This window comes from Enterobacter sp. PI-10 (assembly GCF_027947695.1).
GTDB classification, from domain to species: domain Bacteria; phylum Pseudomonadota; class Gammaproteobacteria; order Enterobacterales; family Enterobacteriaceae; genus Enterobacter; species Enterobacter vonholyi.
Window position 1 is genome coordinate 101,225 of the sequence record NZ_JAJNOG010000006.1, and the last position, 13,342, is coordinate 114,566.

A 13,342-nucleotide genomic window follows, 5' to 3' on the forward strand; every position below is an offset into this window, starting at 1 on the left:
TCTTATTTGAAAATGCTGTATTACGTAGAGGTTGCTATGTCTATTCTGGTTAAAAATAACATTCATTGGGTGGGTCAACGTGACTGGGAAGTGCGCGATTTCCACGGGACGGAATACAAAACGCTGCGCGGCAGCAGCTACAATAGCTATCTCATCCGCGAAGAAAAAAACGTGCTGATCGATACTGTCGATCACAAGTTCAGCCGCGAGTTCGTGCAGAACCTGCGCAGTGAAATCGACCTGGACGCCATCGACTACATCATCATCAACCACGCGGAAGAAGATCACGCCGGCGCGCTGACCGAGCTGATGTCTTACATCCCGAACACGCCGATCTACTGCACCACCAACGCCATCGACTCGATCAACGGCCACCACCACCATCCGGAGTGGAACTTCCACACCGTGAAAACAGGCGACGCGCTGGATATCGGCAACGGCAAGAAGCTGATCTTCGTGGAAACGCCGATGCTGCACTGGCCGGACAGCATGATGACCTACATGACCGGCGACGCGGTGCTGTTCAGCAACGATGCCTTCGGCCAGCACTACTGCGACGAACGCCTGTTTAATGACGAAGTGGATCAGACCGAACTGTTCGAACAGTGCCAGCGGTACTACGCCAACATCCTTACCCCGTTCAGCCGCCTGGTGACGCCAAAAATCACCGAGATCCTCGGCTTTAATCTGCCGGTGGAGATGATTGCTACCTCTCACGGCGTGGTGTGGCGTGAAAATCCCACCCAGATTGTGGAGCTGTACCTGAAATGGGCGGCGGACTATCAGGAAGACCGCATTACGATTTTCTACGACACCATGTCCAACAACACCCGCATGATGGCGGACGCCATTGCCCAGGGCATCAACGAAGTGGACCCGAACGTGGCGGTGAAAATCTTCAACGTGGCGCGCAGCGATAAGAACGAGGTATTGACCAACGTGTTCCGCTCTAAGGGCGTGCTGGTGGGCACCTCCACCATGAACAACGTAATGATGCCGAAAATTGCCGGTCTGGTGGAAGAGATGACCGGCCTGCGCTTCCGTAACAAGCGCGCCAGCGCCTTTGGCTCCCATGGCTGGAGCGGCGGCGCGGTAGACCGCCTTTCCACCCGTTTACAGGATGCCGGTTTTGAGATGTCCCTCAGCCTTAAAGCCAAATGGCGACCGGATATCGACGCCCTGGAGATCTGCCGCCAGCACGGCCGCGACATTGCGCGGCAGTGGGCGCTTGCACCGCTTCCGCAAGCAGCGAAACCGGTCGAACAGCAGGGCACCTGTGCCTGCGCCGCTGCGGCTGCCGCCGACCTCGGCCCGCGCATGCAGTACAGCGTCTGCCAGTGGATCTACGACCCTGAGCTGGGCGAGCCGCTGCAGGACGTTGCGCCGGGTACGCCGTGGAGTGACGTGCCGGACAACTTCCTCTGCCCGGAATGCTCCCTCGGGAAAGACGTTTTTGATGAACTGGCAACGGAGGCAAAATGAGCCACGGCATCGTCATCATCGGCTCGGGCTTTGCCGCCCGTCAGCTGGTGAAAAACATCCGCAAACAGGACGCCAGCGTGCCGCTGACGTTGATTGCCGCCGACAGCATGGACGAGTACAACAAGCCTGACTTAAGCCACGTGATTAGTCAGAATCAGCGCGCCGAAGATCTCACCCGCCAGACGGCGGGGGAGTTCGCCGAGCTGTTTAACCTGCGCCTGTTCCCGTACACCTGGGTCACCGACATCGACGCCGCCGCTCACGTTGTGAAAGCGACAGAGAAAACCTGGCAGTACGACAGGCTGGTGCTTGCCACGGGTGCCTCTGCGTTTGTGCCGCCGATTGAGGGCCGCGAGCTGATAATCACCCTCAACAGCCAGCAGGAGTATCAGGCCAGCGAAACGGGGCTTCGCGACGCGCAGCGCGTGATGATTGTCGGCGGCGGGCTGATAGGCACCGAGCTGGCGATGGATTTCTGCCGGGCGGGAAAATCCGTGACTCTGGTCGACCATGCGGCGAGCATTCTGTCGTCGCTGATGCCCGCAGAAGTAAGCAGTCGCTTACAGCATCGCCTGACCGACATGGGGGTACATCTGCTGTTGAAATCGCAGCTGCAAAGCCTGAGTAAAACCGAAGGCGGCATTCGTGCCATGCTCGACCGCAACCGCAGCGTTGAGGTGGATGCGGTTATCGCGGCGACGGGCCTGCGCCCGGAAACCGCGCTGGCGCATCGCGCAGGCGCCGAAATACAGCGTGGCGTGAAGGTAAATAGCTATCTGCAAACCACGCAACCTGATATTTACGCGTTAGGAGACTGCGCTGAAATTAATGGTCAGGTACTTCCCTTTTTACAGCCAATCCAATTAAGCTCGATGTATCTTGCTAAAAACCTGCTCGGCGGAAGCGCGCCGCTGAAATTACCCGCCATGCTAATTAAAGTAAAAACGCCGGAATTACCGCTGCATCTCGCAGGTGAAACGCAGCGTCAGGATCTGAGCTGGAAAATAACCCTCGAACAGCAGGGGATGGTCGCGCATGGCGTAGACAACGAGGATCAACTACGCGCTTTTGTGGTCAGTGAAGATCGGATGAAGGAGGCTTTCGCTCTGCTGAAATTGCTACCTGCTTAACCCTCTTTTTGCCGGGTGGCACTTCGCCTACCCGGCCTGCAAAAGGGTCATGCTTACTTAACCTTTGGATATTATTATTCACCGCCCCGATATCCCGGAGCTTTTTTTTACGAATCCTATTCATAAAATAAATGCAAAGCAGATATATCATCGCTATCAATCCCTTATTTATTATTTTCGTAAATACTTTAATCTGAAACAAATTAAAAACATCATTCTGTTTTATTATTCGCAGCCAACTCAGTCTAAAAAGACATGATCGGCCGGAGGCAAATCATGGCGAATTTTTATAAATAACTCAATTATCTTTCTCGCTATTTCACACAAGCGAAGAATGCGGAATATATTTTATTCCGCAAAAGTCCTATATTTTCAGCATTTTTTATCGGTATGCCGCTATGCGCCAGCCATTGAGGAAGTCGCGGAGGTTACGCTGTGCAGGAGCCGGATCAGGAACGCACCACCAGCGCGTCGTAGCCGCGCCAGCGGTAGTTGACCATGGAGATCAGCCAGCAGGCAACGAACAGCCCGACCACCACAAACCCGGCGTTGCCCAGGTTGTCGTTTACCGTGCCAATCAGTTCCCACACGCCGCCGCTGAGGGCAAATTTATCCATCAGCAGACCCAGCGCTTCCAGCCCGCCGATAAACAGCGCCACCACCACGGAGGTGCCGGTGATGGTCATGTTGTAGTAGAGCTTGCGCTGCGGCTTGTTAAACGCCCAGCCGTAGGCGCCGACCATCAGCAGGTTATCGAGGGTATCCACCAGCGCCATGCCGCTGGCGAAGAGTGCCGGGAAGATCATGATTGACCACACCGACATCCCGCTGGAGGCGCTGGCGGCAGAGATCCCCAGCACGCCAATCTCGGTGGCCGTGTCAAAACCGAGACCGAACAGGAAACCCACCAGATACATCTGCCAGCTTTTATTGACGAGGCGGAAGGTTTTGCCAAACAGCCAGTTCATGACGCCGCCCTGGGCAGGCAGCGTGATGTCGCCCTGCACCGGCTGGCCTTTTTTCAGCGCCTGAAAACTGCGCCAGACTCCGCGCAGGATCACCGTGTTCACCAGCGCCATCGCCAGCAGGAAGGTGGCGGAAACGGCGGTGCCAATCAGGCTGCCGGTTTCGTGGAACCATTCCATGTTTTTCTGAAACGCCGTGGCGGTGGCGGCAATAGCAATGGAGGCCAGCACCACGATGGTGGAGTGTCCCAGCGAGAACCACGCCCCTACGCCGGACGGGCGTTTGCCCTGCTGCATCATCTTACGCGTCACGGTATCAATGGCGGCAATGTGGTCGGCGTCCACCGCGTGACGCAGCCCGTAGCACCACGCCAGCAGGCTGGCGGCCATCAGCGCCGTGCTGCCGCTAAAGGTCTGCCATGCCCATCCCCAGGCCAGCAGGTTTGCCATTACCAGAGCCAGCAGCAGAAGCGCGGCACGAGGTTCATTGCGTAACAGTCGTAACATTTTTAGTCCTTTGTAAACATGACCGGGCAGCGGCGACCACCGCCTGCCCGAAGGAGATCGCTCCGTCACCTGCGGGCAGGTGCGAAGGAAAAAGAAGCGTAAAGTCAGAAAGATAATGACGCAGGCGCGCGCGCAGCAGACGGTTGTGCAGCACGCCGCCGCTGAGACAGATTGTCGACAGCGACAGGCGTCGGGCATGGAACGCGGCAAGATGCGCCAGCCCTTTTGCCAGCGCGTCGTGAAATGCCCACGCGCGCTCGCAGGGCTCCGCCTGCCAGCTCAGCCACTGCAGCCAGAATTGCGCGAGGTTATCCACTTCCAGCGTCACCGGATGGTCAACACCCGTGCACTGCGATGCCAGGGCTTCCAGCCGGCAGGCCGCTTCCCCTTCGTAACGCTGCGTGTCGATGCCGAGCGCACAGGCAACCGCGTCAAACAGGCGACCACAGGAAGAAGCTCGCGGCGCGTTGATGCCACGCCGGATCGCCGTCGCCAGCAGCGGCCAGTTCTGGCGCTGTACCGCACGCGTTTCAGGGTACTGCTGCCAGTCAGGCACAAACGCCAGGCAGTGGGCGAGCAGATTGCGCCACGGCTGCCGCGCCGCCAGATCGCCCCCCGGAAGCGCAACGGCAGGCAGCCCGCCCAGACGCTCGCACGCGAGATAGTTCACCCGCAGGCACTCCCCGCCCCACAGCGCGCCGTTCTCGCCCATGCCGATCCCGTCCAGCGTCAGGGCAATTGCGTCTTCGCCGTCGAGTGGCCAGCCGTTCTCCGCCAGGCACGCAGCCGCGTGGGCGTGATGATGCAGGACAGTTTCAACGGGCAGCCCCTGCACCTGCGCCCACTGACGCGCGCGGTACCCCGGATGGGCATCGCATACAATGCGTTCCGGCTGAAAGCCGTAAATTTCCTGCATCGTCGAGAGCGCGCTGCGCCACTGCGCTTCGACACCCTCGTCACCGAGATCGCCAAAATGCTGGCTCAGCACCGCCTGGTTCCCACGCGCCAGGCAGAAGGTATTTTTCATCTCTGCACCGGTGCATAACATAGCGGGAATATTCTCGAAACCCGCAGGCAGCGTGATGGCATCGGGCACAAAACCGCGCGCGCGGCGCAGCATCGCCCCGTCCCGATCCATCACCGAGTCGTCCATCCGCTGCAGGATATCGCGGTTATGCAGCAGGAAGCCGTCCGCGATGCCGCTGAGCTCCTCCAGCGCCTGCCGGCTGGTGATGGCTGGCGGTCTGCCGCTGAGGTTACCTGAAGTCATCACCAGCGGGCGCTGGCAGTCCATCATCAAAAGGTGCTGCAGCGGGTTCGCAGGAAGCATGATGCCCACGGTGTCCAGACCGGGCGCGATACCTTCCGGGAACGCGGGCAGCCAGGCTTTTGGCGTGAGCACAATGGGTGCGGCGGGTGAGCGCAGCAGCGCCTGAACCGTCTCCGGCAGGTCATCCGCATGCGGGATCATCACCGCCAGCGGCTTCGACGGGCGCTGTTTGCGTGATCGCAATTTCACTATCGCCTGTGGGTTTTGCGCATCGCAGACGAGGTGAAAGCCGCCCAGCCCTTTGACGGCGACAATACCGCCGCTTTTCAGCATCGCCACCGCCGCGCGCAGCGCAGCTTCACGGTCAGCAGTTATGTCGCCCGCACGCCACATAAGCGCGGGCCCGCAGTCCGGGCAGGCTACCGGCTGAGCGTGAAAACGGCGGTCGGCAGGATTGCGGTACTCTGCTTCACACGGCACACAGAGCGGGAACGGTGCCATTGCCGTGGCCGGGCGGTCGTAGGGCATCGCGCGGATAATGGTAAACCGCGGCCCGCAGTGCGTGCAGTTGATGAACGGATAGCGATAGCGGCGCTCGCCGGGGTCGCGCATTTCAGCCAGACATGCCGGACAGGTCGCGGCATCCGGCACTATCTGGGTGTCCATCGCCCCGCCCGCGCTGTGGCGGATGGTAAAGTCCTCCGGCACGTGCGCCCAGGTAAACGGCTGCGTTTCCACGTGGTCAATGCGTGCCAGCGGCGGGCAGTCCTGATGCAGCCTCGCGGTAAAGGCCCCCCCATTACCCGCGAGGCGCACCAGCACGCCCTCTCCGTCATTGCAGACGTCACCGGTCAACTGAAGCGCCTGCGCCAGCTGCCAGACGAAGGGACGAAACCCTACGCCCTGCACTTTGCCGCGCACGCGCAGCTGAACGCCGTTGCTGCTCATACGGTTCAGAACAGCAGTGATGACGAGGTGTCGAACGCCGCGCGACGGCGCTTTTCGGCGCTCATCTGCTCAAGCTTGTCGCGATCCACGCAGACCAGCGCGTGCGTCGGGCAGGCTTCCATGCAGGCCGGACCGGCGTCGCGGTGGTAGCACAGGTCGCACTTGTTGGCTTCGGCTTTCTCCGCCCGCACGCTCAGCCCCATACCGCTGTTGCGCACCACCGGACGGACCACCACCTCCATCGCGCCATACGGACAGGCGACCACGCAGGTTTTGCAGCCAATGCAGCGCTCCTGCATCACGTGCACAAAGCCTTTCTCGCGTTTAATCGCCCCGTTCGGGCAGACGTTCGCGCACGGTGCGTCTTCGCACTGGCGACAGATGGCGGCGGTGGAAATATTCACGCCTTTGATGACGTGGATGCGCGGCAGGAAGGTGTCAGGGGTAAGCGACGCGCAGTCCTGCTCCGCCTGATGGGAAACCACGCACGCCACTTCACAGGTACGGCAACCAATACATTTACTGGCATCGGCCATAATAAAACGGTTCATCTGCTTCTCCAGCATTACAGTTATGCGCGGAGATATTCATAAACCGTGCCAATAATTAACACGTTGATTTTATAGAACTTTAAAAATCGCAGCGGCGCTGTCATCGTCACTTATGACGATGACAGCTGTCGACATCAGCGGTGCGGGCCGTCAATAACGGAGTCGCGCAGGACAAGCTCGCCGGAGAAGGTTTGTTGATACTTAAACTCGCCGCCGTCGAGCATGAAGATCAGGCGGCTGATGGTTTCTTTAATCATCTCCGTCACCGGAATACGCACGCTGGAAAGCGACGGCACGATGTAGGGCGCGATGGCCACGTCGTCGAAACCGATCACCGACACCGCGTCCGGTGCGGTCACGCCGCTGTCGTGCAGCTGCTTCATGGCGCCGATCGCCATGTCGTCATTACTCGCCACCAGCGCCGTAAAGCGTTCACCGCGAGCAAGCAGTTCGGCAACCGCCGCCGCGCCGCTGGCGGGGTTCCACTTTCCCTGCGCAATCAGACCCTCACGCAGCGGAATACCGTGCTGCGCCAGCGCGTCCTTGTAGCCGGAGAGACGCTCAACCCCGGTGGGAGAATCCAGCGAGCCGGTGATAAACGCGATCTCCCGGTGCCCTTTCGCAATCAGCTGCGACACCGCGTCCTGGCTGGAGGCTTTATGATCTGACCAGACGCTGTGGCTGCTGTTTTTCCGCAGGCGACGGTTGAGCACCATTATGGGCTGCTCGCACTTCTCGACGATCTCATCCATTTCATCCACGCTCAGAAAACGCGGATAGATGATCACCGCGTCGCAGCGCATATCGAGCAGGTACTGGATCGCCTCGCGCTCTTCATCCGCGCTATGCTTGCCGTCCGCGAGGATCAGCTGCCGCCCCTTTTCTTCCGTCATGCGCGCGGCGTGAAACAGCAGTTCGCTAAAGTAGACGCCGTGATAAAGGGTGTTCGTCACCACCAGGCCCAGCGTCTGGGTACGTTTGGTAGCCAGGTTTCGCGCCAGCAAATTCGGGCGATAGCCACTCTCTTCAATGGCCTGAAACACCCGATCTTTGGTTTCCTGGCTAACGTAGCCATTTCCCGACAGCACCCGGGATACCGTGGCTTTCGAAACGCCTGCCCGCTTCGCCACTTCCAGCATCGTGGTCATGTTGTTATTCCGTCTGAATCTGATGGAGCGCAGTGTACTGCACTGCAAAAAAATTGTCGCAGCGATGAAATCACGCTTTCGATACCCCATTGCGATCTGCATCACGAAAAGAAAAAATGGTCAGAAAGCGATCTTGTTTCATTCATAGAAACTAATGATGATTATGTGGAACCGGTTTCCTACATGTCTCACAACAATAACAGGATCACATCCGATGGCCAAAAATTACGCTGCGCTGGCGAACCACGTCATCAGCGCGCTGGGCGGCAAAGAGAACATCATCGCCGTCACCCACTGCATGACGCGACTACGTTTCGTTCTGAAAGATGAAACCCTCACCGATGCCGCACGCCTGAAAAGCATCAGCGGCGTCCTTGGCGTAGTGCGCAACGACAACCAGTGCCAGGTGATTATTGGCAACACGGTGTCACAGGCGTACCGCGAAGTGGTAAGCCTGCTGCCCACGGAACTGCAGCCCGCGGTGCCGGAAGGACCACAGAAGCTGACGCTGCGCCGCATTGGCGCCGGGATCCTCGACGCGCTGATCGGCACCATGTCCCCGCTGATCCCGGCGATCATTGGCGGCTCGATGGTCAAGCTGCTGGCGATGATCCTTGAGATGACCGGCGTGCTGCCCAAAGGCGCGCCGACGCTCACCATTTTGACCGTCATCGGCGACGGCGCGTTCTTCTTCCTGCCGCTGATGGTGGCGGCCTCGGCGGCGGTGAAATTCAAAACCAACATGTCGCTGGCGATAGCCATCGCGGGCGTGCTGGTGCACCCGAGCTTTATCGAGCTGATGGCAAAAGCCGCGCAGGGCGAGCACGTTGAGTTCGCCTTTATCCCGGTGACGGCGGTGAAATACACCTACACCGTCATCCCGGCGCTGGTGATGACCTGGTGCCTGTCATACATCGAACGCTGGGTGGATCGTATTACCCCGGCGGTGACGAAAAACTTCCTCAAGCCGATGCTGATCGTGCTGATTGCCGCCCCGCTCGCCATCGTGCTGATTGGCCCGCTGGGGATCTGGATCGGTAGCGCCATCTCCGCGCTGGTCTACACCATTCACGGCTACCTGGGCTGGCTCTCCGTCGCCATCATGGGCGCGCTGTGGCCGCTGCTGGTCATGACCGGCATGCACCGCGTGTTTACGCCAACCATCATTCAGACCATTGCCGAAACGGGCAAGGAAGGGATGGTGATGCCGTCGGAAATTGGCGCCAACCTGTCGCTCGGCGGTTCGTCGCTGGCGGTGGCGTGGAAAACCAAAAACCCGGAGCTGCGCCAGACGGCGCTGGCAGCGGCGGCCTCCGCCATCATGGCGGGGATCTCTGAACCGGCCCTGTACGGCGTCGCAATACGTCTGAAACGCCCGCTGATTGCAAGCTTGATCAGCGGCTTTATCTGCGGCGCGGTGGCCGGTATCGCGGGTCTTGCCAGCCACTCGATGGCGGCACCGGGGCTGTTTACCAGCGTGCAGTTCTTCGATCCGGCCAACCCGATGACCATCGTCTGGGTGTTTGGCGTGATGGGTCTGGCAGTGGTGCTGTCGTTTGTTCTGACCCTGATACTGGGCTTTGAGGATATTCCTGTCGAAGACGACGCCGAAAAAGCGCGCGCCCTGCAGACCGCACCGGTACAGAACAACGCAGCAAAAGCATAAATTGAAAGCGAGGTAAGAATGTCTGTTTTTCCACAAGGATTTTTATGGGGCGGCGCGCTTGCCGCCAACCAGAGTGAAGGCGCTTACCGTGAGGGCGGCAAAGGGCTGACGACGGTCGATATGATCCCCCACGGCGCGAACCGCCTGGCGGTGAAGCTCGGTAAGGAAAAGCGTTTTTCGCTGCGTGACGACGAATTCTACCCGAGCCACGAGGCGATTGATTTTTACCATCGCTATAAAGAGGACATCGCCCTGATGGCGGAGATGGGCTTTACGGTGTTCCGCACCTCGATCGCCTGGAGCCGCCTCTATCCGAACGGCGACGAACCGCTGCCGAATAAAGAGGGTATTGCCTTTTACCGCGCGGTATTCGAAGAGTGCAAAAAATACAACATCGAGCCGCTGGTGACGCTCTGCCACTTCGACGTGCCGATGCACCTGGTGACGGAGTACGGCTCCTGGCGCAACCGCAAGATGGTGGATTTCTTCGCCCGCTACGCCCGCACCTGCTTTGAGGAATTTAACGGGCTGGTGAAATACTGGCTGACCTTCAACGAAATCAACATCATGCTGCACAGCCCGTTCTCCGGGGCGGGACTGGTGTTTGAGGAAGGCGAAAACGAAGACCAGGTGAAATACCAGGCCGCGCACCACGAGCTGGTGGCGAGCGCGCTGGCGACCAAAATTGCCCACGAGGTGAACCCGGAAAACCAGGTCGGCTGCATGCTGGCGGGCGGGAATTTCTATCCGTACTCCTGCAAGCCGGAAGACGTGTGGATGGCGCTGGAGAAAGACCGCGAGAATCTGTTCTTTATCGACGTGCAGGCGCGCGGCAGCTATCCGGCTTACTCCGCCCGCGTGTTCCGCGAGAAAGGCGTGGTGATAGTGAAAGATCCCGGCGACGACGAACTGCTGAAAAATACCGTCGACTTTGTCTCGTTCAGCTATTACGCCTCGCGCTGCGCCTCGGCGGATATGAATGCGAACAATACCAATGCGGCGAACATCGTCAAATCCCTGCGCAACCCACACATTCAGGTGAGCGAATGGGGCTGGGGCATCGACCCGCTCGGCCTGCGCATCACCATGAACATGATGTACGACCGCTACCAGAAGCCGCTGTTCCTGGTAGAAAACGGCCTCGGGGCGAAAGATGTCGTTGATGAAAACGGCGAGATTAACGACGACTACCGCATCAGCTATCTGCGCGAGCATATTCGCGCGATGGGCGATGCGATTGAGGACGGCGTGCCGCTGATGGGCTACACCACCTGGGGCTGCATTGACCTGGTTTCGGCCTCAACAGGCGAGATGAGCAAGCGCTACGGGTTTGTGTACGTCGACCGCGACGACGCCGGGAACGGCACGCTGGAGCGGAAACGTAAGAAATCGTTCGGATGGTATAAGAAGGTGATTGCGAGTAACGGGGCGGATCTGGAGTAGACTGTTTTGCCGGGTGGCGGCTTCGCCTTACCCGGCCTACAAAACCGTAGGCCCGGTAAGCCGCTGCTCAGAGCTGAGAAAACCCTCCGTCTCCAGCCCACCCGGCTAGTCGTGAATACACCACCTCCACCGCCCCCTTCACCGGCGGCGTCATCGGGTAATAAAACCCAACGATGTCCGGCTGAATGCCCAAAAACAGCACCTCGCCCACGTCACCTTTGATCTGATCCACAAGGTAGTTCAGCGGCATATTGTGGGTGGTCATCATAAACATCTCGGCGATGTCGTCCGGGTCAATCAAGCGGATCTCGCCGGGGTTGAGCCCCATATCGGTGGCATCGACGATTAACAGCCTGTCCGGACGCAGTTCGCGAATGGCGACCACGTCGTTTTCCGGCGCGCTGCCGCCGTCAATCACCAGCCAACTGCCCTGCGGGTTGGCGGCACACATCTCTGCGAGCAGCGGACCCGCGCCGTCGTCGCCCATCATGCTGTTGCCGACACACAGTAAAACGTCAGTCACGTAATCTCCTCACCATCAGGTAGATGGCGCTCTCCTGATGAATATCGTGCAGCATGCCGAGCAGCGTTTTGCTCCACGCCTGCTGCGCCGGGGTTTGCCTGCCGAGCGCCGCGTCAAAGGCGTTGGCGAGCATCGCAATGTGGTTTACATCGATCACGATCTCGCCGTACTTCGGCACGCCTTCCATCTTGCGCCGCGCCGTACTGCCCTCCTCCAGCGTGGCAATCCACGCCAGGTATTCCGGCCAGGGGCAGCTCAGCGCGGCCTCCAGGCAGTCAATCACCCCGAGGTGATGCCCAATCGCCAGGCTGTAATAGACCACCTGCTGCGCCGCATCCGGCGTGGCATCGTTCTCATCAATAAACTTACGGCTCAGCTGGCTGAACACCACCGTTTCACTCATCGGATTCGCGCCTCATCGACGATGCTGTTCAGGTTCGCCACGATCTCATTGAGGCGCGGATCGTTTTCCGCCTCCAGCCAGCGCGCCACCTGATGGTCGCCCTGGCTCAGCAGGCGCAGATAGTCATCGGCAATCTGACGGCCGTAGCGATAGCCCGCCAGCCTGCGCGCCGTACGGTCAACCTTCACCCGCAGCGGCTGCACCATGTCGGGGTGCAGAATGGCCGCTGGCTGGTTGTCCAACTCGCCCGGCTCGCGCGCGTGGATTTTCTGCTCCAGCAGGCCGAGCGCCATCGCAAAGCCGTACAGCGTTGCGGCAGGCGTCGGCGGGCAGCCCGGAATGTAGACGTCCACCGGCACGATTTTGTCGGTACCGCCCCAGACGCAGTAAAGGTCGTGGAAGATGCCGCCGCTGTTGCCGCAGGCGCCGTACGAGATGCAGATTTTCGGGTCCGGCGCGGACTGCCAGGCGCGCAGCGCGGGCGAGCGCATGGCGCGGGTGACGGCCCCGGTAAACAGCAGGATGTCCGCATGACGCGGGGACGGTACCACTTTGATGCCGAAGCGCTCGGCGTCAAACAGCGGCGACAGCGTAGCGAAGATCTCGATCTCGCAGCCGTTGCAGCCGCCGCAGTCCACGCGGTAGACGTAGGCCGAGCGTTTGATTTTTTTCAGCAGCGACGCCTTCATGCTGGCGATGGATTCGTCCACCGTCATCGGCACCGGAATGCCGTTAGCGTCGCGCGGGCCCAGTAGGTTTTCCATCAGTTGGCCTCTCTCATGTGGCGGGTGATATCAATGCGGTCGGACGGCAGCAGGCACTTCTGACGCTTGCACGCCGGGCAGGTTTCAAAGCTTTCGCGGTGATGCTCCGCGCGGGCGTCGCCGTTGTGCTGCAGCAGCGCAATGGCGTAGTCGATCTCTTTCTGCACGGCGAACGGACGTCTGCAGACGCGGCAGTTGCACAGCTCAAAGCGCGACTGCTGCAGAAAATCCTCTTTCTTCCACACCGCCAGCTCGTATTCCTGCGACAGGCGAATGGCGACCGTCGGGCAGACCTCCTCGCAGCGGCCGCAGAAGATGCAGCGCCCGAGGTTAAACTGCCAGGCCAGCTCGCCGGTTTTGAGATCCGTTTCCACCGTCAGGGCATTCGACGGACAGGCGTTGACGCAGGCCGCGCAGCCGATGCACTGTTGTGGATTGTGCTCCGGCTTGCCGCGAAAGTTTTTATCCACCGGCATCGGCTCCAGCGGATAGCTGCTGGTTTGCGTGCCGGTTTTGATCGCTTTTTTGATAAAGGTAAACAT

At 59.7% G+C, this 13,342-nt stretch carries 12 protein-coding genes; 4 read left to right on the forward strand and 8 right to left on the reverse strand.

The window, feature by feature from the left end; all coding sequences use genetic code 11:
* The first annotated feature begins 36 nt into the window (after positions 1–36).
* Both norV and norW read left to right on the forward strand, forming a co-directional pair.
* Positions 37–1,482: an anaerobic nitric oxide reductase flavorubredoxin gene (gene norV / locus LRM19_RS14440; protein WP_271369205.1), complete on the forward strand. Its 1,446-nt coding sequence runs from the start codon at positions 37–39 to the stop codon at positions 1,480–1,482.
* Positions 1,479–2,612 (forward strand): NADH:flavorubredoxin reductase NorW, encoded by a 1,134-nt coding sequence (gene norW, locus LRM19_RS14445; protein ID WP_271369206.1) that lies wholly within the window; start codon positions 1,479–1,481, stop codon positions 2,610–2,612. Before norV ends, norW begins: the two co-directional genes overlap by 4 nt.
* Before the next feature lie 449 nt (positions 2,613–3,061).
* On the opposite strand, the gene LRM19_RS14450 is transcribed toward norW, so the two are convergent.
* From LRM19_RS14450 to LRM19_RS14465, 4 genes are all read right to left on the reverse strand, one after another.
* A complete protein-coding gene (locus LRM19_RS14450; RefSeq protein ID WP_271369208.1) occupies positions 3,062–4,084 on the reverse strand; it encodes a HoxN/HupN/NixA family nickel/cobalt transporter in 1,023 nt (340 codons plus the stop codon).
* Positions 4,062–6,302: a carbamoyltransferase HypF gene (hypF, locus tag LRM19_RS14455; RefSeq protein ID WP_271369209.1), complete on the reverse strand. Its 2,241-nt coding sequence runs from the start codon at positions 6,300–6,302 to the stop codon at positions 4,062–4,064. Before hypF ends, LRM19_RS14450 begins: the two co-directional genes overlap by 23 nt.
* Positions 6,303–6,307: 5 nt before the next feature.
* Positions 6,308–6,853 carry an electron transport protein HydN gene (gene hydN / locus LRM19_RS14460; protein ID WP_023308960.1) on the reverse strand — a complete coding sequence of 182 codons (546 nt, stop codon included), beginning with the start codon at positions 6,851–6,853 and terminating at the stop codon, positions 6,308–6,310.
* Positions 6,854–6,987: 134 nt separating this feature from the next.
* Positions 6,988–8,001, reverse strand: coding sequence for a LacI family DNA-binding transcriptional regulator (locus LRM19_RS14465; RefSeq protein ID WP_133295037.1), 1,014 nt, complete (start codon positions 7,999–8,001; stop codon positions 6,988–6,990).
* Positions 8,002–8,215: 214 nt separating this feature from the next.
* On the opposite strand from LRM19_RS14465, the gene ascF reads away from it, so the two are divergent.
* Together ascF and LRM19_RS14475 are read left to right on the forward strand one after the other, a co-directional pair.
* Positions 8,216–9,667: a PTS cellobiose/arbutin/salicin transporter subunit IIBC gene (ascF, locus tag LRM19_RS14470; protein ID WP_271369210.1), complete on the forward strand. Its 1,452-nt coding sequence runs from the start codon at positions 8,216–8,218 to the stop codon at positions 9,665–9,667.
* Positions 9,668–9,685: 18 nt separating this feature from the next.
* Entirely contained in the window at positions 9,686–11,110 is a 1,425-nt protein-coding gene (locus LRM19_RS14475) for a 6-phospho-beta-glucosidase (RefSeq protein WP_023618131.1), read from the forward strand.
* A gap of 67 nt (positions 11,111–11,177) precedes the next feature.
* On the opposite strand, the gene hycI is transcribed toward LRM19_RS14475, so the two are convergent.
* From hycI to LRM19_RS14495, 4 genes are read right to left on the reverse strand one after another with little or no spacing between them, the layout of a single operon-like run.
* Positions 11,178–11,633, reverse strand: coding sequence for a hydrogenase maturation peptidase HycI (hycI, locus tag LRM19_RS14480; RefSeq protein ID WP_133295040.1), 456 nt, complete (start codon positions 11,631–11,633; stop codon positions 11,178–11,180).
* Positions 11,626–12,036: a formate hydrogenlyase maturation HycH family protein gene (locus tag LRM19_RS14485; RefSeq protein WP_111965483.1), complete on the reverse strand. Its 411-nt coding sequence runs from the start codon at positions 12,034–12,036 to the stop codon at positions 11,626–11,628. Before LRM19_RS14485 ends, hycI begins: the two co-directional genes overlap by 8 nt.
* Positions 12,033–12,800 carry an NADH-quinone oxidoreductase subunit B family protein gene (locus LRM19_RS14490; RefSeq protein ID WP_021241938.1) on the reverse strand — a complete coding sequence of 256 codons (768 nt, stop codon included), beginning with the start codon at positions 12,798–12,800 and terminating at the stop codon, positions 12,033–12,035. The genes LRM19_RS14485 and LRM19_RS14490 overlap by 4 nt, the downstream gene beginning before the upstream one ends.
* Positions 12,800–13,342, reverse strand: coding sequence for a formate hydrogenlyase complex iron-sulfur subunit (locus tag LRM19_RS14495; RefSeq protein ID WP_271369211.1), 543 nt, complete (start codon positions 13,340–13,342; stop codon positions 12,800–12,802). Before LRM19_RS14495 ends, LRM19_RS14490 begins: the two co-directional genes overlap by 1 nt.